18 protein-coding genes are annotated in these 17,607 nt (G+C 63.2%); 14 read left to right on the forward strand and 4 right to left on the reverse strand.

The genetic code is table 11. From position 1 onward, the window contains the following. Nucleotides 1-112: 112 nt before the first annotated feature. From FJ972_RS14260 to FJ972_RS14280, 5 genes are all read left to right on the forward strand, one after another. A complete protein-coding gene (locus FJ972_RS14260; protein WP_140495107.1) occupies nucleotides 113-1,477 on the forward strand; it encodes an NAD(P)-dependent oxidoreductase in 1,365 nt (454 codons plus the stop codon). 2 nt (nucleotides 1,478-1,479) lie between these two features. Beyond that, entirely contained in the window at nucleotides 1,480-2,793 is a 1,314-nt protein-coding gene (preA, locus tag FJ972_RS14265) for an NAD-dependent dihydropyrimidine dehydrogenase subunit PreA (protein WP_140521241.1), read from the forward strand. A 109-nt stretch (nucleotides 2,794-2,902) separates the two neighbouring features. Next, a complete protein-coding gene (locus FJ972_RS14270) occupies nucleotides 2,903-3,421 on the forward strand; it encodes an RrF2 family transcriptional regulator (RefSeq protein ID WP_140495111.1) in 519 nt (172 codons plus the stop codon). Nucleotides 3,422-3,432: 11 nt separating this feature from the next. After that, nucleotides 3,433-3,891: a carboxymuconolactone decarboxylase family protein gene (locus FJ972_RS14275; protein ID WP_140495113.1), complete on the forward strand. Its 459-nt coding sequence runs from the start codon at nucleotides 3,433-3,435 to the stop codon at nucleotides 3,889-3,891. Between the two features lie 69 nt (nucleotides 3,892-3,960). Beyond that, nucleotides 3,961-4,338, forward strand: coding sequence for a DoxX family protein (locus tag FJ972_RS14280; RefSeq protein WP_140516666.1), 378 nt, complete (start codon nucleotides 3,961-3,963; stop codon nucleotides 4,336-4,338). Between the two features lie 9 nt (nucleotides 4,339-4,347). On the opposite strand, the gene FJ972_RS14285 is transcribed toward FJ972_RS14280, so the two are convergent. Both FJ972_RS14285 and FJ972_RS14290 read right to left on the reverse strand, forming a co-directional pair. Beyond that, nucleotides 4,348-5,070 carry an SDR family oxidoreductase gene (locus FJ972_RS14285; protein WP_140495115.1) on the reverse strand — a complete coding sequence of 241 codons (723 nt, stop codon included), beginning with the start codon at nucleotides 5,068-5,070 and terminating at the stop codon, nucleotides 4,348-4,350. Beyond that, on the reverse strand, nucleotides 5,067-5,909 hold the full coding sequence (locus FJ972_RS14290) for an SDR family NAD(P)-dependent oxidoreductase (RefSeq protein WP_140521240.1): 843 nt from the start codon (nucleotides 5,907-5,909) through the stop codon (nucleotides 5,067-5,069). The genes FJ972_RS14285 and FJ972_RS14290 overlap by 4 nt, the downstream gene beginning before the upstream one ends. A 101-nt stretch (nucleotides 5,910-6,010) precedes the next feature. Between FJ972_RS14290 and FJ972_RS14295 the strand changes: the two genes are divergently transcribed. Further along, nucleotides 6,011-6,883 (forward strand): helix-turn-helix transcriptional regulator, encoded by an 873-nt coding sequence (locus tag FJ972_RS14295; RefSeq protein WP_140521239.1) that lies wholly within the window; start codon nucleotides 6,011-6,013, stop codon nucleotides 6,881-6,883. 15 nt (nucleotides 6,884-6,898) lie between these two features. Here FJ972_RS14295 and FJ972_RS14300 read toward each other — a convergent pair whose 3' ends face one another. Beyond that, the gene (locus FJ972_RS14300; protein ID WP_140495120.1) at nucleotides 6,899-7,534 is read right to left on the reverse strand and encodes a TetR family transcriptional regulator C-terminal domain-containing protein; all 636 of its coding nucleotides are present in this window, start codon (nucleotides 7,532-7,534) and stop codon (nucleotides 6,899-6,901) included. A 227-nt stretch (nucleotides 7,535-7,761) separates the two neighbouring features. On the opposite strand from FJ972_RS14300, the gene FJ972_RS14305 reads away from it, so the two are divergent. From FJ972_RS14305 to hydA, 4 genes are all read left to right on the forward strand, one after another. Beyond that, nucleotides 7,762-9,090, forward strand: a complete 1,329-nt coding sequence (locus tag FJ972_RS14305) for an aspartate aminotransferase family protein (protein ID WP_140521238.1) — start codon at nucleotides 7,762-7,764, stop codon at nucleotides 9,088-9,090. A 190-nt stretch (nucleotides 9,091-9,280) separates the two neighbouring features. Beyond that, nucleotides 9,281-9,643: an endonuclease domain-containing protein gene (locus FJ972_RS14310; protein ID WP_246672706.1), complete on the forward strand. Its 363-nt coding sequence runs from the start codon at nucleotides 9,281-9,283 to the stop codon at nucleotides 9,641-9,643. After that, on the forward strand, nucleotides 9,644-10,894 hold the full coding sequence (locus tag FJ972_RS14315) for a Zn-dependent hydrolase (protein ID WP_140521236.1): 1,251 nt from the start codon (nucleotides 9,644-9,646) through the stop codon (nucleotides 10,892-10,894). It begins immediately after the preceding gene. Nucleotides 10,895-10,958: 64 nt separating this feature from the next. Continuing rightward, nucleotides 10,959-12,410, forward strand: coding sequence for a dihydropyrimidinase (hydA, locus tag FJ972_RS14320; RefSeq protein WP_140495127.1), 1,452 nt, complete (start codon nucleotides 10,959-10,961; stop codon nucleotides 12,408-12,410). 328 nt (nucleotides 12,411-12,738) lie between these two features. On the opposite strand, the gene FJ972_RS14325 is transcribed toward hydA, so the two are convergent. Further along, nucleotides 12,739-13,143, reverse strand: a complete 405-nt coding sequence (locus tag FJ972_RS14325; protein ID WP_140521235.1) for a cupin domain-containing protein — start codon at nucleotides 13,141-13,143, stop codon at nucleotides 12,739-12,741. A 130-nt stretch (nucleotides 13,144-13,273) separates the two neighbouring features. Here FJ972_RS14325 and FJ972_RS14330 point away from each other — a divergent pair, with 130 nt between their 5' ends. The 4 genes from FJ972_RS14330 to FJ972_RS14345 all read left to right on the forward strand — a co-directional run bounded on the left by FJ972_RS14330 (nucleotide 13,274) and on the right by FJ972_RS14345 (nucleotide 17,472). Next, entirely contained in the window at nucleotides 13,274-14,065 is a 792-nt protein-coding gene (locus FJ972_RS14330) for an ABC transporter ATP-binding protein (RefSeq protein ID WP_140495131.1), read from the forward strand. A gap of 367 nt (nucleotides 14,066-14,432) precedes the next feature. Continuing rightward, nucleotides 14,433-15,311: an ABC transporter permease gene (locus FJ972_RS14335; RefSeq protein ID WP_140495135.1), complete on the forward strand. Its 879-nt coding sequence runs from the start codon at nucleotides 14,433-14,435 to the stop codon at nucleotides 15,309-15,311. Then, nucleotides 15,308-16,462, forward strand: coding sequence for an ABC transporter permease (locus FJ972_RS14340; protein ID WP_140521234.1), 1,155 nt, complete (start codon nucleotides 15,308-15,310; stop codon nucleotides 16,460-16,462). Before FJ972_RS14335 ends, FJ972_RS14340 begins: the two co-directional genes overlap by 4 nt. Before the next feature lie 38 nt (nucleotides 16,463-16,500). Next, complete coding sequence (locus FJ972_RS14345) at nucleotides 16,501-17,472, forward strand: ABC transporter substrate-binding protein (RefSeq protein WP_140521233.1); 972 nt, start codon at nucleotides 16,501-16,503, stop codon at nucleotides 17,470-17,472. Nucleotides 17,473-17,607 lie beyond the last annotated feature (135 nt).

The following is a 17,607-nucleotide window of genomic DNA, read 5'->3' on the forward strand; positions in this document are numbered from 1 at the left end:
AATTATCATGTTTTATTCGAGCCTTTTCAGAGGCTTATGTAGAAAATTGACCAATTGATAAAAAAATAAAACGTGCTAGCCTTCCCTAAAACGAAAACAAGGGGAACTGACGATGGCAGAAGGCCAGTTCAGGGAAGGCATTGCAGGCGGCCGGCTGCCTGCCGATCAGTATGCGGACAATTTTTCCGACCTGCATCCGCCGCTCGACCACCACGAGGCGCTGGTCGAAGCCGACCGCTGCTATTTCTGCTACGACGCGCCGTGCATGAACGCATGCCCGACCTCGATCGACATTCCACTGTTCATCCGCCAGATCTCCACGGGCAATCCGATCGGCTCGGCCAAGACCATTTTCGACCAGAACATTCTGGGCGGCATGTGCGCCCGCGTGTGCCCGACCGAAACGCTGTGCGAGGAGGTCTGCGTGCGCGAAGTGGCGGAAGGCAAGCCGGTGCAGATCGGTCGGCTGCAGCGCTATGCCACCGATATCGCGATGAGCGAGAACAGGCAATTTTATCCACGTGCCGCACCGACAGGCAAGGCGGTCGCCGTGGTGGGCGCCGGGCCGGCCGGCCTTGCCGCCGCACATCGGCTCGCCCGCCATGGCCACGACGTCACAATCCTGGAAGCGCGCGCGAAGGCGGGCGGGCTCAACGAATACGGCATCGCCGCTTATAAGAGCGTCGACAATTTCGCCCAAGCCGAGGTCGAGTACGTCACCTCGATTGGCGGGATTGATATCCAGAACGGTAAGGCGCTCGGCCGCGACTATCAGCTCTCCGACCTGATCCGCAATTATGACGCGGTGTTTCTGGGCATGGGGCTCGGCGGCGTCAATGCGCTGCGCGCCGATGGCGAGGCCGCCGTGGGCGTCACCAACGCCGTCGAGTTCATCTCCGAGCTGCGCCAAGCCAGCGATCTCTCCGGCCTGCCGGTCGGCCGCCGCGTCGTCGTCATCGGCGGCGGCATGACGGCGATCGATGCCGCGGTGCAGTCGAAGCTGCTTGGCGCCGAGGAGGTGACGATCTGCTACCGGCGCGGCCAGGAACATATGAATGCTTCCGAATTCGAGCAGGACCTGGCGGCCGCCAACGGCGTCGTCATCCGACACTGGCTACAGCCGAAGCGGGTGATTGCCGAAGGCGGCAAGGTCAATGCCATCGAGCTTGAATACACCGCCATGAACGGCGACAGTCTTGCCGGCACCGGCGAGACGCTGACCCTCGTTGCCGACCAGGTGTTCAAGGCGATCGGACAGAGTTTCGTCCCCGCTGCGCTCAACGGCAGCGGTGCTGCGATCGAGCTCGAGGCCGGGCGCATCAAGGTCGATGCGGAAGGGCGCACCTCGCTGGCCAAGGTCTGGGCCGGCGGCGACTGCATATTCGGTGGCGACGACCTGACCGTCTCGGCCGTGGCGCAAGGGCGTGATGCGGCGGAATCCATTCACCGGGCACTGACCTCGAACGGGAGGGCATGAGCATGGCAGATATCAGGAATAATTTCGTCGGCATCAAATCGCCCAATCCGTTCTGGCTGGCCTCGGCGCCGCCGACCGACAAGGCCTACAATGTCGTGCGCGCCTTCAAGGCCGGTTGGGGCGGTGTCGTCTGGAAGACGCTGGGCGAAGAGGGCCCGCCGGTGGTCAACGTCAATGGCCCACGCTACGGCGCGATCTGGGGCGCCGACCGCCGTCTGCTCGGCCTCAACAACATCGAGCTGATCACCGACCGCGACTTGCAGACCAATCTGCGTGAGATGAAGCAGGTCAAGATGGAGTGGCCCGACCGGGCGCTGATCGCCTCGATCATGGTGCCTTGCGTCGAGGAAAGCTGGAAGGCGATCCTGCCGCTTGTCGAGGAAACCGGCGCCGACGGCATCGAGCTCAATTTCGGCTGCCCGCACGGCATGTCGGAGCGCGGCATGGGCGCCGCCGTCGGCCAGGTGCCGGAATATATCGAAATGGTTGTGCGCTGGTGCAAGCAGTACACGCGCATGCCCGTCATCACCAAGCTGACGCCCAACGTCACCGATATCCGCAAGCCGGCGCGAGCAGCACATGCCGGCGGCACCGACGCGGTGTCGCTGATCAACACCATCAACTCGATCACCGGCGTCGATCTCGACAGCTTCGCGCCGATGCCGACCATCGACGGCAAGGGCTCGCATGGCGGTTATTGCGGCCCTGCGGTGAAGCCGATCGCCATGAACATGGTGGCCGAGATCGCGCGCGACCCCGAAACGCAGGGGCTGCCGATCTCCGGCATTGGCGGTATCACCACCTGGCGCGACGCTGCCGAGTTCATGGCGCTCGGCGCCGGAAACGTGCAGGTGTGCACGGCCGCGATGACCTACGGTTTCAAGATCGTGCAGGAGATGATCGCCGGTCTCGAAAACTGGATGGACGAGAAGGGCCATCGCTCGCTCGACGACATCATCAGCCGTGCCACGCCCAATGTCACGGACTGGCAGTATCTCAACCTCAACTATGTCGCCAAGGCGCATATCGACCAGGATGCCTGCATCAAATGCGGCCGCTGCCACATCGCCTGCGAGGACACCTCGCATCAGGCGATCACCAGCATGGTCGACGGCGTCAGGCATTTCGAGGTGATCGAGGCCGAATGCGTCGGCTGCAATCTTTGCGTCAATGTCTGCCCGGTTGACAACTGCATCACCATGGAGCCGCTGGCCGCCGGGGTGATGGACCAGCGCACCGGCATGCCTGTGTCGCCGGTCTACGCCAACTGGACCACGCACCCGAACAACCCAATGGCCAAGGTGGCGGCGGAGTAGGGCGGAACAATCAAGGAAAAAGCGGCGTCCTCGGGCGCCGTTTTCATTTTGCTATTGCAGATACAAAATATCCAGGATATAAGTTATCCATGTATTGGAGATTGGTATCATGAAACTCGGCGATGGCGTCGAAGCGGCCATCCACTGCGCGGCGACGCTGGCTGGCGTCGATGGCGACAGCACCATGCCAGGTGCGGCCCTGGCGGAGGCGTTTGGCCTGTCGCCGAGCTATCTCCTGAAACATCTCAACATGCTCACCGCTGCGCGCATCCTGGAATCCGTTCCTGGGCCGGCGGGCGGCTACCGGTTGGCGAAACCGGCCGAACGCATCACGCTGCTGGACATCGTGCTGGCGGTCGAAGGGCGCGAGCCGGCTTTCCGATGCGGCGAAATCCGCCAGCGCGGCCCGACGAAACTCGATGCATCGGCCTATGTCAGGCCGTGCGGCATCAATGCTGCGATGCTGAAGGCGGAGCGCGCCTATCGCGCGGCGCTGGCCGAGGTCAGGCTGTCCGACATCGTGTCGGACTTCATGAAAGGCGCCGATCCGCGGTCGGTCGCGGCAAGCTGCGCTTTCACCGAGCGCCACCAGCGGCAGCAGAAATCCAGTTCAACCAAGCAAGCATGAAAGGAAAGATGATGAGACAGAGGCTCCAGTTCTTCGCCAAGGCGCCCGAGATCATGAAAGCGGTGTCGGCGCTCAATAAGGCGGTCGACGAATGCGGGCTCGAGGAAAGCCTGCTGCACCTGATCAAGCTCAGGGCCTCACAGATCAATGGCTGCTCCTTCTGTGTCGAGATGCACAGCCGTGAGGCGAGGCGCGACGGCGAGACCGAACAGCGGCTTTATCTGGTTTCGGCCTGGAAGGAATCGCCGCTGTTTTCGGAGCGCGAGCGCGCCGCTTTGGCCTGGACCGAGGCCGTGACGCTGATCGCCAACAATGGTGTTTCGGACGAACTCTATGCCCGCACGCTGGAACATTTCTCGGAAGAGGAGTTGGTCAAGCTCTCCGTGGCGCTGGGCATGATCAATACCTGGAACCGGCTTTGCATTCCGTTCCACGCCATTCATCCGATGCCTGCCGCCAAGGCCGCCTGATTGTTCGATCACGATCGGAGCGCCGCCAAGGGAGGCGGCGCTCCCATTATTTCAAAGGGAGAGCGTTTGATGCTTGCCGATTTACCCGCCGCCTTGTTGGTTCTCGGCCGGCTGTTGCTTGGCGGCGGGTTTGTCTTCGCCGGCTTGCGCAACATCCAGAACGCGGGCTTCTTGACGGGGCTGATGGTCGCGCGCGGTGTGCCGCAGGCGCGGCTGGCACTTTGGGCCGGCATCGTGTTGCAGATCGTCGCCGGCGTGCTGGTGGTGACGGGCTTCTGGACCGCCACTGCCTGTGCGGTGCTGGTGCTGTTCCTGATCGTCGCCACGCCGATGTTCCACAATTTCTGGGATCATCAGGGACAGGAGCGTGCGTCGCGTATCAATGGTTTTGTTGGCAATGTCGCGCTGAGCGGCGGCTTCCTGACACTGATCGCCCAGTCGCTTTGACAGTTGCAGCTAGGCCGCGAACCGCAAACCACCATCGCAGGTTAATACCTGGCCGGTCATGAAGCCGTTGGAGACGAGGAAGGCTATGGCCGAGGCGACGTCCTCGGCGCGGCCGATGCGGCCGACCGGTGTCTTGCCGGCATAGTCGGCAAAGATCGCCTGCCGCTGCTCGTCCGGCAGAAAGTCCCACCAGGGCGTGTCGATGACGCCGGGCGCCACGACGTTGACGCGCAGTGGCTTCAGCTCGACGGCCAGGATCGGTGCCACCGTCAGGAGCATGCCATTGACGGCGCCGATGCCGGCGACGCCCGGCGTGGCGAGCTGGGCGGATACCGCCGAGATGAAGGTGACCGATCCTGATTTGTCCAGCGTTGGCAAGGCCGCCTGCAAGCAGGATAATTGCGGCCGCACCTTTTCGTCGACGCCGCCAGCGATATCGGCAAGGTCGAGTGTTTCGAACGGGCCAAGGCCCTTGCCGCCGCTCGCCGCCAAAACGAGATGGTCGAACGGGCCGATGCGCTCGAAGAATTGGCGCACCTCGTCGGGCTTGGCGGCATCGAACGCCGCCTTGTCGACGGCGCCACCGAGACTTTTCCATGCGCTGACGAGCTTGTCCTGATTGCGCCCGGTGATGGTCACCTTCATGCCGGGGCCGAGCAGTTTGCGCGCGGTCGCCAGGCCGATCCCGGACGAGCCACCGATGACGACTGTATGTTCGATCTTGCTGGTCATGAACGCTCTTCCTTCTTCACTGTAGCCTGCCCGACTAGGTCGAGGCTCAAGTCGCGCAATTGTTGTCTTGCTCTGGCGTCGTAAGCCTGGGCGTCGGCGCGGGATTCGCGCAGGCCGTCGAAATAGAGGCCGCTGCGCGCTTCGAGCGCGGGGGAGGTGGCGAGATTGACAATGGCCTCGGCGCCGGTCTCCACCGAGCTCCATGGCGTGACGCCTGCCTGGCGGACCATCGTGGTGTTCATGTAGCTCGCCGGGTGCAGGGCGTTCACAGTAACCCCGCTGCCCTTGAGCTGCTCGGCGAGATCGATGGTGAACAGGATCTGCGCCAGCTTGCTCTGGCAGTAGGCGCGCACGCTGCTGTAGCCATGGGTAAGCATGACGTCGCTAAAGTCGATGGCCTGCTGGCCCGCCGAGGCGACGTTGACGATACGCGCCGGCGCGCTGGCCTTCAGCAGGGGCAGCAATCCCTCCGTAAGCAGGAAGCCGGCGAGATAGTTGACGGCGAAGCGCAGTTCATAGCCGTCGGCGCTGACCTGCCTTTTGGCGTTTTGGCCAACCGTGCCGACACCGGCATTGTTGATGAGGATGTCGAGCCGAGCGGTTTTTTCACGCACGGCCTCGGCGAGCCGGCGCACCTGGGCCAGCGAGGCGAGGTCGGCTGCGAAGAACTCGGCCTTGCCGCCGGCCGCCTCGATGTCCGCGACCGTGGCCTTGCCGCGCGCCGCGTCGCGTCCGTGCACCAGCACCCGGGCGCCACCTGCGCCCAGCCGTTGCGCGACGACCCGGCCGACACCGTCGGTCGAGCCGGTGATCAGGATTGTCTTGTCTTTCAGGTCCATGTTTGAGCCTCCATTCGTTGCTCTCGACAGAAGATGGGGCAGCGGGTGCGCGCCAAACAGTTCAAACTTTATCCTGGTATCGGTACTGCTATAATAGGGTCATGGATGCTCCTTCTCATTCCGCTGAAGACAGCCGCCGGCGCGAGCTCGGCGCCTTCCTGCGCTCGCGCCGCGAGAGGCTTTCGCCACAGGCCGCCGGCATTGCCTGCGGCGCGCGGCGGCGCACGCCGGGCCTGCGGCGCGAGGAGGTGGCGATGATCGCCGGTGTCGGCACCACCTGGTACACCTGGCTGGAACAAGGCAGGGATGTCAGGCCCTCCGTAGAGGTGCTGGCGGCGCTCTGCGAGGCGCTGCGCCTCGACGCTGTCGAGAAGCGGCATTTGTTCATCCTCGCCGGCCGCCAGCAGCCGGAGCGTCGTGGGGCAACGCCCGAAAAGGTCGACGGGCCGTTGCTGCACATGCTGCAAAGCCTTGTGCTGCAGCCTGCCTATGTGGTTGGCCGGCGCTGGGACGTGCTCGCCTGGAACCCGGCAGCCGCCGCGGTGTTCGGCGATTATGGCTTGCTGGAAGGCGACGCCCGCAACATCGTCCACATGGTATTTACCAACCCGCACCATCGCCGCCTGCTTGTCGACTGGGAAGAGCTTGCCCGCGTGGTGCTCGCTTCGTTTCGCGCCGAAAGCGCCAAATATGTCGGTGATCCCGATTTCGACCGGCTGATCGCGCTGATGATGCGCTCGAGCCCCGAGTTCCGCGATTGGTGGCCCCGACGTGACGTGGCGCGAAAGCTGACGGGTCTGAAGCACGTCCGCCATCCGACGGCCGGCGCCATGGCCTTCGAGCACATGAGCCTGTCGATCGACGATGGATCCGACATGCGGCTGGTCGTCTACACGCCGCTGGCCGAGCAGAACTCGATCGCCAAGCTGCAGAGCTTGCTTGATGCGCTGCCGGCCGAGCGGCGCAGCGCGTGAGCCTTCAGGGCAGGGTCAGGCCTTCGGCTTCAACCCGTCGAGAAATAATTGCTCCAGGAACCTCGCTGCGTCCTCGAAGCGGCCGTCGCCGCCACGGTTCGGGCCGAGCACGGCGCGGACCTGGACGTCGAAATCGGCATAGTGCTGGGTCGTCGCCCAGATCGAGAAGATCAGGTGCCAAGGATCCGTCCTGGCGATCTTGCCGGCGCGCATCCAGCCCTTGATGACGGTTGCCTTCTCGTCGACCAGCGTCTTCAGTTCGCCGGTCAGCAAGGGCATGATGCGTGGTGCGCCCTGCAGAATCTCGTTGGCGAACAGCCGGCTCTCGCGCGGAAAATCGCGCGCCATTTCAAGCTTGCGCCTGATGTAGCTCCTGAGCTCGGTCAGGGGATCGCCGATGTCGTCGAGTTCCCTGAGCGGCGCCAGCCATGTGTCGAGCAGGCGCTGCATCAGCGTCTCGTGAATGTCTTCCTTGCGGCGAAAGTAATAGAGCAGGTTGGGCTTCGACATCCCAGCGGCTTCGGCGATCTGGTCGATGGTCGAGCCGCGGAAGCCATTGGTGGAGAACACCTCGAGCGCGGCTTCGAGAATGAGTTCGCGCTTCTCCTGCTGGATGCGGGTGCGGCGAGGGGCTTCCGTGCTGGTGTTCACCGTTGCGCGCCCTCGTGTTGAAAGCGGTCTGGCCCAATTCTCTGGACCAGTTTTTCCCCGGCCTGTGGAACGCACTTCAGGAGCCGCATTTCCGCTAGTAATCCCTTGACCGCCGACAGGGCGGTGCTAACGTTTGTCCAATCGGTCAAAAATTTGCGTAGCACGAAAGCGCGGCAAAGACCAAGCGTTGGACGTACCGAAACAGGTTACAAGGGGAAGTCTTGGTCATGTCCAACCGGCTGAAAGTCACGCCGAACGATCTCAGTGCATTCTGGATGCCGTTCACGGCAAACCGGCAGTTCAAGCAGGCGCCGCGCATGTTCGTGTCCGCCAAGGACATGCACTACACGACCAGCGACGGCCGCAAGGTGCTGGACGGCACCGCCGGCCTCTGGTGCGTCAATGCCGGCCATTGCCGGCCCAAGATCACCGAGGCGATCCAGCAGCAGGCCGCCGAGCTCGACTACGCTCCGGCCTTCCAGATGGGCCACCCGATCGTGTTCGAACTGGCCAACCGCCTGGTCGACGTCGCGCCGAAGGGCATGGATCACGTGTTCTTCACCAATTCCGGTTCGGAATCGGTCGAGACCGCGTTGAAGATGGCGATCGCCTATCACCGCGTGAAGGGCGAGGGCTCGCGCACCCGCCTGATCGGACGCGAGCGCGGCTATCACGGCGTCAATTTCGGCGGCATTTCGGTCGGCGGCATCGTCACCAACCGCAAGATGTTCGGCACGCTGCTCGGCGGCGTCGACCATATGCCGCACACACACCTGCCGGAGAAGAACGCCTTCTCCAAGGGCGTGCCGGAACATGGCGCGGAGCTGGCCAACGAGCTGGAGCGCATCGTTGCGCTGCATGACGCCTCGACCATCGCGGCCGTTATCGTCGAGCCGGTCGCCGGCTCCACCGGCGTCATCCTGCCGCCCAAGGGCTATTTGCAGAAGCTGCGCGAAATCTGCACCAAGCACGGCATTCTGTTGATTTTCGACGAGGTCATCACCGGTTTCGGCCGTCTTGGCGCGCCGTTCGCTGCCGATTATTTCGGCGTCACGCCTGATATCATGACCACCGCCAAGGGCGTCTCCAACGGCGTCATCCCGATGGGCGCGGTGTTCGTGAAGAAGGAAATCCACGACGCCTTCATGACCGGCCCCGAGCACATGATCGAGTTCTTCCACGGCTACACCTATTCGGGCAATCCGATCGCCTGCGCCGCGGCGCTCGGCACGCTCGACACCTACAAGGAAGAGGGCCTGCTCACCCGCGGCGAGGAACTGGCGCCCTATTGGGAAGACGCGCTGCATTCGCTGAAGGGCGAGCCGCATGTCATCGATATCAGGAACATCGGCCTGATCGGTGCGATCGAGCTGGCGCCGATTGCCGGCAGCCCGACCAAGCGGGCCTTCTCGGCCTTCGTCAAGGCGTTCGAGCGCGGCGCGCTGATCCGCACCACCGGCGACATCATCGCGCTGTCGCCGCCGCTGATCATCACCAAGGGCCAGATCAACGAACTGATCGATCATGTGCGTGAGGTACTGAGGTCGATCGATTGAAGAACTGGGCGCGGATATCCCTCCCCCTCGAGGGGAGGGTGGCCGCGAAGCGGTCGGGTGGGGTCGGTGCGACGGGGTGCCGACCTGATCTGTTGCCGCGAGGCTGCCGTTGATGCCCCGCACTCGCGTGAGCTACGAAATGCGCCAAAAGGCGCGCGCGCTTCGAGTTCACGCAACCAGGGGTGAATCCTTGCTCTGGTATGAACTGCGCGAGCTGAAATCGGCCGGCATCAAGTTTCGTCGTCAGTGTCCGATCGGGCCTTATATCGTTGACTTTGCCTGCCTCGCCGTGAAGCTGATCGTTGAAGTTGATGGCGATCTGCACGAACACGAGAAGGGCAAGCGGCATGATGCCGTTCGTGATGCCTATCTGCGCTCGCTCGGCTTTGATGTCTTTCGCGTCGATGAGCCCGATGTCATAAACAACCCTTGGCATGTTGCGCAGGTGGTCAAAGGGAAGGTCGAGCGCATGTCCGGCGACCCCACCCGACCGCTTCGCGGCCACCCTCCCCTCGAGGGGGAGGGGAACGCCACGCAATTGGAGAGGTTTTGAATGGCCGCACCCGGCGAGAATCTGCGAATCAATTCAGACCGTTTGTGGGATTCCATCATGGAGATGGCGAAGATCGGCCCCGGCATTGCCGGTGGCAACAATCGCCAGACCGTGACCGACGAGGACGGCGAGGGCCGGCATCTGTTCAAGCGCTGGTGCGACGCGGCCGGGCTCGAAATGGGCGTCGACGAGATGGGCACCATGTTTGCCAGGCGCGAAGGCGCCGATCCCAGCCTGCCGCCGGTCTATGTCGGCAGCCATCTCGACACGCAGCCGACCGGCGGCAAGTATGACGGCGTGCTCGGCGTGCTCGGCGGCCTGGAGATCGTCCGCTCGCTCAATGATCTCGGCATCAAGACCAAACATCCGATCGTGGTCACGAACTGGACCAACGAGGAGGGCTCGCGTTTTGCCCCGGCGATGATGGCGTCCGGCGTGTTCGCCGGTGTGCTCGACCAGGCCGACGTCTACGAGCATACGGACAAGAACGGCAAGAAATTCGGCGAGGAACTGGAGCGTATCGGCTGGAAGGGCACGGAGAAGGTCGGCGATCGCAAGATCCACGCCTTTTTCGAACTGCATATCGAGCAAGGGCCTATCCTCGAGGACGAAGGCATCGACATCGGCGTCGTCACCCATGGACAGGGGCTGAAATGGCTGCAGGTGACGCTGACCGGCAAGGAGGCGCATACCGGCTCGACGCCGATGCCCAAGCGCCGCAATGCCGGGCTCGGCATGGCGCGCGTGATCGAACTGGTGCACGAGATTGCCATGGACTACCAGCCGGACGCCGTCGGCGCGGTCGGCCACATGGAAGTCTATCCGAACTCGCGCAACATCATCGCCGGGCGCACGGTCTTCACCATCGACATCCGCTCGCCGGAGAAGGAAGTGCTCGACGCCATGGATGGGCGCATCCGCGAAGGCATCGACACGATATGCGAGGCGCTCGACATCCAGTACAAGATCGAGCAGGTCGGCCATTTCGATCCGGTCACCTTTGACAAGGGCTGCGTCAAGGCGATCCGTGATGCCGCCGACCGGCTCGGCTACACGCACCGCAACATCGTCTCGGGCGCGGGCCACGACGCCTGCTGGATCAACCGCGTCGCGCCGACCGCCATGGTGATGTGCCCCTGCGTCGACGGTCTCAGCCACAACGAGGCCGAGGAGATCTCCAAGGAATGGGCGGCGGCAGGAGCCGACGTGCTGTTCCATGCCGTGGTGGAGACAGCGGTCATCGTGGAGTAAGCTGGAAAGCTGGATTTCCAAACGCTGCTCGCAAGAAGCGCGAAGGAACAAGGGAACGAGAAAAATGACCAAAGTCATCAGAAACGGCACCATCGTTACCGCCGACCGCACATGGAAGGCCGACGTGCTGATGCAGCACGGCAAGATCGTCGCCATTGGCTCCGACCTACACGGCGACCATGAGTTCGACGCCACCGGCTGTTATGTCATGCCAGGTGGTATCGATCCGCATACTCATCTCGAAATGCCGTTCATGGGCACCTATTCGGCCGACGATTTCGAGTCCGGCACGCGCGCGGCACTAGCCGGCGGCACGACGATGGTGGTCGATTTCTGCCTGCCGTCGCCGCAGCAGTCGCTGCTCGAGGCCTTGCAGATGTGGGACAACAAGACCTCGAAGGCGTCCTGCGATTATTCCTTCCACATGGCGATCACCTGGTGGGGCAAGCAGGTGTTCGACGAGATGGCCACCGTCGTCGACAAGGGCATCACCTCGTTCAAGCATTTCATGGCCTACAAGGGCGCGCTGATGGTGGACGACGACGAGATGTATGCGTCGTTCCAGCGCTGCGCCGAGCTCGGCGCGCTGCCGCTGGTGCATGCCGAGAATGGCGACGTGGTCGCGGCGCTCTCGCAGAAGCTGCTTGCCGCCGGCAACAATGGCCCGGAGGGGCACGCCTATTCGCGCCCGCCGGAAGTGGAAGGCGAGGCGACCAACCGCGCCATCATGATCGCCGACATGGCCGGCGTGCCGCTCTACGTCGTGCATGTTTCCTGCGAGCAGGCGCACGAGGCCATCCGCCGGGCGCGTCAGAAAGGCATGCGGGTGTTCGGCGAGCCACTGATCCAGCACCTGACGCTGGACGAGAGTGAGTATTTCGACAAGGACTGGGACCATGCGGCGCGCCGCGTGATGAGCCCGCCCTTCCGCAACAAATTACACCAGGATTCGCTGTGGGCCGGCCTGCAGGCGGGATCGTTGCAGGTGGTGGCGACCGACCACTGCGCCTTCACCACGGACCAGAAGCGCTTCGGCGTCGGCAATTTCACCAAGATCCCGAACGGCACGGGCGGCCTCGAGGATCGCATGCCGGTGCTGTGGACCAGGGGCGTCAACACCGGGCGGCTGACGATGAACGAATTCGTCGCCGTAACCTCGACCAACATAGCCAAGATCCTCAACATGTACCCGAAAAAGGGCGCCATTGTCGAAGGCGCGGATGCCGACATCATCGTGTGGGATCCCAAGCGCAAGAAGATCATTTCTTCGAAGAAGCAGCAGTCGGTCATCGACTACAATGTCTTCGAAGGCGTCGAAGTGACAGGCCTGCCGCGCTATGTCTTCTCGCGTGGCGAATTGTCGATCGAGGAGACCGAGGTGAAGGCCAAGCCTGGCCATGGCCAGTTCGTTGGCCGCGAGCCGAACGCGGCGGTTAACCGGGCACTGTCGACCTGGAAGGAGATCACCGCGCCGCGCAAGGTGGAGCGGACAGGCATTCCGGCGACTGGGGTTTGAGCTTGCGCAGCTCGAAAAGCGCCAAGAAACTGATGATCGCCGACAAGGACGGCACCGTCTGCGGGGAAGTTTCCGGGTGCTGATGATTGCCGAAGTTGGTGCTGCCCCTCATCGCCCTGCCGGCACCTTCTCCCCGTATAGGGACGGGGAGAAGGGAACTGAACGCAATCTTGGCGCCCTTTCCGGCAACGCTGGAAATCGGCGAAATCCTTCGCGAAATCGTCCTTCTCCTCGTCCCTATACGGGAAGAAGTGCCCGGCAGGGCGATGAGGGGCAGCGCAAACCTCAAGCAATTGGCCGATGGGCGCTTAGCCCCGCAAGGCCGGCTTCAGGCGACCAATGCATCCAGTTCCGGCAGCAGGACGACGCTTTCCTGCTCTTTGGGATCGGTGCGGGCAATGACGGCCGAAGACGGGGCCCCACTCAGATTGGCGGGCAGATGCGGCACGCCGGCCGGAATGTAGAAGAGGTCGCCGGCTTTGGCGACGATGTGGTTCTCAAGCCGGTCGCCGTACCAGGTATGGACCTCGCCGGAGAGCACGTAGATCGCCGTTTCATGGTCCTCATGCAGATGCGCCTTAGCGCGGGCGCCGGGCGGCATGGTGAGCACATGCATGCAGATACCAGATGAGCCGACCGACTCGGTGGCGATACCGGCGAAATAGGTCAATCCCTGCTTGCCTTCATAAGAGCTTTCAGGGCGGATAAGATGGCAAGTGGGTTGAGGCGACATCGGGGAAACTCCGGGCGTCGAATGAGTGGAACAAGACCAATGGGACTGGGCGAGTGGAAAACAACATCGCGATAAAAGCAATCGGAATCGGGCCGGCACTAAAGGGGCAGGAACAGGCAGGCCGCGGCCGATGACGGGGATTTCGCCAGCCGTCGTCGCGGCAAGCAAGCTTGGCCTGACCTTCCAGACCAATGACGGGCCGGTACAGGCGCTGTCCAATGTCGACCTGACCATCGGCAAGGGTGAGTTCGTTTCCTTCATCGGGCCGTCGGGCTGCGGCAAGACGACCTTGCTGCGGGTCATCGCCGATCTTGAGAAGCCGACCTCGGGGACCATTTCGGTCAACGGCATGACAGCAGAACAGGCGCGCGAGAAACGCGCCTACGGCTATGTCTTCCAGGCCGCCGCCCTGTTTCCCTGGCGCACCATCGAGCGCAACGTCGCGCTGCCGCTGGAGATCATGGGTCTGTCCGGGGCGGAGCAGGGAGAGCGGATCAGGCGCACGCTCGATCTCGTCAACCTTTCCGGCTTCGAGAAGAAGTATCCTTGGCAGCTTTCCGGCGGCATGCAGCAGCGCGCCTCGATCGCTCGCGCGCTCGCCTTCGATGCCGACCTTCTGTTGATGGACGAGCCGTTCGGCGCGCTGGACGAGATCGTGCGCGACCATCTCAACGGGCAATTGCTGCAATTGTGGGCGCGCACCAACAAGACCATCTGCTTCGTCACGCACTCCATTCCCGAGGCGGTGTATTTATCGACGCGCATCGTCGTCATGTCGCCGCGTCCGGGCCGCGTCAGCGACGTCATCGAATCGACGCTGCCGAAGGAGCGGCCACTCGACATCCGCGAGACGCCGGAGTTCCTGGCGATCGCCGCACGGGTGCGAGACGGCTTAAGGGCAGGGCACAGCTATGATGATTGAGCGGGGGCAGGATGGACTGGCGGCAGCGCCCCGAAAGGCGCCTCCACCTCACGAAGGAGCGGCCACCTACGCCTTCGTCATTCTAGGGCGGAGTAGCCGCGAAGCGGCATACGTAGACCCTAGGATCCATGCCGTGACGCCTGCCGAAAGGCGCAAACAGTCGAGAATATTCGGCAGGCTAAGCGGCGCGGAGGGAGCCATATTCCGAATGGTCGCGGAGCGGAGAGGTAACGGCATGAATTCTAGGGTCTGCGCCGCGTCGCTTCGCTCCTTGCTTCGCCCTAGGATGACGAAGGCAAGGGCCCCCGACCTCCGCTTCGCTCCGGCCACCCTCTCCCCGGTGGGGAGAGGAGAAGGGCGGCGCTAGATGGACACCTTCCGCTCAAAGGTCATCCCGGTAACCTCCATCCTCGCCGGCGTGGTCGTACTCTGGTACGTCTTCGCCGTCATACTCAACACGCCGTTCCAGCGCGATCTCGACCAACGTGCCAACGAAACGCCCGGCACCGTCGAGTTCATCGGCAAGACGCTCTCGCAGCCGAAGCCGACGCTGCCGGCGCCGCACCAGGTGGCGGTGAACTTTTTCGAGAACACGTTCCTGCGCAACGTCACTTCGAACCGCAGCCTGGTCTACAATGCCTGGGTGACGCTGTCCTCGACGCTGCTGGGCTTTGCCTTCGGCACGGCGCTCGGCATCATCATCGCGGTGGGCATCGTACATGTGGCGACGCTCGACCGCAGCCTGATGCCATGGATCATCGCCTCGCAGACCATCCCGATCCTGGCGGTGGCGCCGATGATCATCGTGGTGCTGGCGGCGATCGGCATCACCGGCCTGATCCCGAAGGCGATGATTTCGACCTATCTGTCGTTCTTCCCGGTGACGGTTGGCATGGTGAAAGGCCTGCGCTCGCCCGAGATCATGCATCTCGACCTGATGCACACCTACAATGCCAGCCGTGCGCAGACCTTCTGGAAGCTGCGCGTGCCGGCCTCGGTGCCGTTCCTGTTCACCTCGATGAAGGTGGCGGTGGCTGCCAGTCTGGTCGGCGCCATTGTCGGCGAACTGCCGACGGGCGCCGTCGCCGGCATCGGCGCCAAGCTGCTCGCTGGCGCCTATTACAGCCAGTCCATCGACATCTGGTCGGCGCTTGTCGCGGGCTCGATCGTGGCCGCGCTGCTGGTCATGGTGGTCGGCATTGCCGGGCGCCTCGTCGACCGCGCCATGGGCGGGAGGCCGGCATGAACCGGCTGAAGCCTTCCTGGCAGGCTGTGCTGGCCATCGTGCTGTGCCTGATGGCGGTCGCACTCGGCGCCATGTCGAAGCCGGAAGCGGCGGCGCTAGCGGACCCGACAACCAGCGCCAACTATCCCTATCTCGGAACGAAGGGCCTGATGTTTGGCCTTGCCATGCTGACGGCCCTGGTCTCGATCATCAGGATTTCGCCCTTTGTGGAAGCGGTCGTACTGTTTGTCGGCGCCCACCTCGTCGCCTGGCTGCTGATCTCAGGTATCGCTGGTTTCGAAGGCACGGCACTGGCGCCGTATTTCGTGCTGCTCACGGCCGCCTGGCTGCTTGGCTGGCGCTGCGTCGCGGCGCTATCGGGACTGCACCCCACCGCAAGCTGGATGCGCACGGCGCTGCGCCTGATCATCCCCGCCATCTTCGGCGCCTGGATCCTGATCATCTGGGAAGCGGTGACGCGTGGCGCCGGCATCCCGTTCATCCTGTTGCCGCCGCCGAGCGCCATCGGCGCGCGCATCGCCAGTTCGCTGCCGATCCTTGGCGCCGATGTCCGGCAGACCATCTTCAAGGCTGTTATCTTCGGCTATATCGTGGGCAGCGGCGCCGGCTTTGTCACGGCCATTCTCGCCGACCGGGTGCCGTTCCTGCGGCGCGGCCTGCTGCCCATCGGCAACATGGTCTCGGCGCTGCCGATCATCGGCGTGGCGCCGATCATGGTGATGTGGTTCGGCTTCGACTGGCAGTCCAAGGCGGCTGTCGTCATCATCATGACCTTCTTCCCGATGCTGGTGAACACCGTCGCCGGTCTGGCCGCGTCCGGCCATATGGAGCGCGACCTGATGCGCACCTATGCGTCGGGCTACTGGCCGACGCTTATCAAGCTCAGGCTGCCGGCCGCCGCTCCCTTCATCTTCAACGCGCTGAAGATCAACTCGACGCTGGCGCTGATCGGCGCCATCGTCGCCGAGTTCTTCGGCACGCCCGTCGTCGGCATGGGCTTCCGCATCTCGACCGAAGTCGGACGGATGAACATCGACATGGTCTGGGCCGAAATCGCAGTTGCAGCCCTTGCGGGTTCGGTCTTTTATGGGGTGGTCGCTCTTGTCGAAAGAGCCGTCACGTTTTGGCATCCCTCTGTCCGTGGTGGATAGGGGCGGTGGGTTTGGGCACTAACTCCAGAGGGAAAAAAATGAAAAGACTGATTATTCCTGTACTGGCCGGCGCGATGTCGCTGGCCGCGTTCCAGGCAATGGCTGCCGACAAGGTGACGTTGCAGCTGAAATGGGTCACGCAGGCCCAGTTTGCCGGTTATTACGTCGCCAAGGCGAAGGGCTTCTACGAGGCCGAGGGTCTCGACGTCGACATCAAGCCGGGCGGTCCCGACATTGCGCCCGAGCAGGTGATCGCCGGCGGCGGCGCCGATGTCATCGTCGACTGGATGGGCGGCGCGCTGGCAGCCCGCGAAAAGGGCGTGCCGCTGGTCAACATCGCCCAGCCGTTCAAGAAGGCCGGCATGGAACTGGTCTGCCCGAAAGACGGCCCGATCAAGACCGAAGCCGACTTCAAGGGCCACACGCTCGGCGTCTGGTTCTTCGGCAACGAATATCCGTTCTACGCCTGGATGAACAAGCTTGGCCTCAAGACCGATGGCGGCCCGGATGGTGTCACCGTTCTCAAGCAGAGCTTTGACGTGCAGCCGCTGATTCAGAAGCAGGCGGATTGCATCTCGGTCATGACCTACAATGAATTTTGGCAGCTGATCGACGCCGGCTACAAGCCGGAGCAGCTCACCGTGTTCAACTACTCGGCGATGGGCAACGACCTGCTCGAGGACGGGCTTTATGCCTCGGAGGATAAGCTCAAGGATCCGGCCTTCGAGGACAAGATGGTGCGTTTCGTGCGCGCCTCGATGAAGGGTTGGAAATACGCCGTCGACAACAATGACGAAGCGGCCGAGATCGTCATGGACGGTGGCGGCCAGGACGAGAACCACCAGAAGCGTATGATGAGCGAAGTCGCCAAGCTCATCGACAATGCCGACGGCAAGCTCGACCCAGCGACCTATGAGCGTACCGCCAAGGCGTTGCTCGACCAGAAGATCATCACCAAGGAGCCGAAGGGCGCCTATACCACCGCGATCACCGACAAGGCGATCAAGTAGGCCTCAAAGCGGCCTCGTGACGGGGCTTGATGGACGATGTTGGAGGGGCGGGCGACCGCCCCTTTTTCATGCGGCCAAATCACAAAAGCGTGTGCCTGGATACATTGGGGCGGCCGAGCGTTGCGTCGGAGGCAT

Origin of the sequence: Mesorhizobium sp. B2-1-1 (assembly GCF_006442975.2) — a bacterium.
Classification (GTDB): Bacteria; Pseudomonadota; Alphaproteobacteria; order Rhizobiales; family Rhizobiaceae; genus Mesorhizobium.

Coding starts and splice junctions, on each gene's coding strand:
- FJ972_RS14315 (WP_140521236.1), top strand. CDS start 9,644: ATGGCCGCACCCGGCGAGAATCTGCGAATCAATTCAGACCGTTTGTGG.
- FJ972_RS14330 (WP_140495131.1), top strand. CDS start 13,274: ATGACGGGGATTTCGCCAGCCGTCGTCGCGGCAAGCAAGCTTGGCCTG.
- FJ972_RS14280 (WP_140516666.1), top strand. CDS start 3,961: ATGCTTGCCGATTTACCCGCCGCCTTGTTGGTTCTCGGCCGGCTGTTG.
- FJ972_RS14340 (WP_140521234.1), top strand. CDS start 15,308: ATGAACCGGCTGAAGCCTTCCTGGCAGGCTGTGCTGGCCATCGTGCTG.
- FJ972_RS14290 (WP_140521240.1), bottom strand. CDS start 5,909: ATGGACCTGAAAGACAAGACAATCCTGATCACCGGCTCGACCGACGGT.
- FJ972_RS14275 (WP_140495113.1), top strand. CDS start 3,433: ATGAGACAGAGGCTCCAGTTCTTCGCCAAGGCGCCCGAGATCATGAAA.
- FJ972_RS14345 (WP_140521233.1), top strand. CDS start 16,501: ATGAAAAGACTGATTATTCCTGTACTGGCCGGCGCGATGTCGCTGGCC.
- FJ972_RS14335 (WP_140495135.1), top strand. CDS start 14,433: ATGGACACCTTCCGCTCAAAGGTCATCCCGGTAACCTCCATCCTCGCC.
- preA (WP_140521241.1), top strand. CDS start 1,480: ATGGCAGATATCAGGAATAATTTCGTCGGCATCAAATCGCCCAATCCG.
- hydA (WP_140495127.1), top strand. CDS start 10,959: ATGACCAAAGTCATCAGAAACGGCACCATCGTTACCGCCGACCGCACA.
- FJ972_RS14325 (WP_140521235.1), bottom strand. CDS start 13,143: ATGTCGCCTCAACCCACTTGCCATCTTATCCGCCCTGAAAGCTCTTAT.
- FJ972_RS14260 (WP_140495107.1), top strand. CDS start 113: ATGGCAGAAGGCCAGTTCAGGGAAGGCATTGCAGGCGGCCGGCTGCCT.
- FJ972_RS14285 (WP_140495115.1), bottom strand. CDS start 5,070: ATGACCAGCAAGATCGAACATACAGTCGTCATCGGTGGCTCGTCCGGG.
- FJ972_RS14295 (WP_140521239.1), top strand. CDS start 6,011: ATGGATGCTCCTTCTCATTCCGCTGAAGACAGCCGCCGGCGCGAGCTC.
- FJ972_RS14305 (WP_140521238.1), top strand. CDS start 7,762: ATGTCCAACCGGCTGAAAGTCACGCCGAACGATCTCAGTGCATTCTGG.
- FJ972_RS14270 (WP_140495111.1), top strand. CDS start 2,903: ATGAAACTCGGCGATGGCGTCGAAGCGGCCATCCACTGCGCGGCGACG.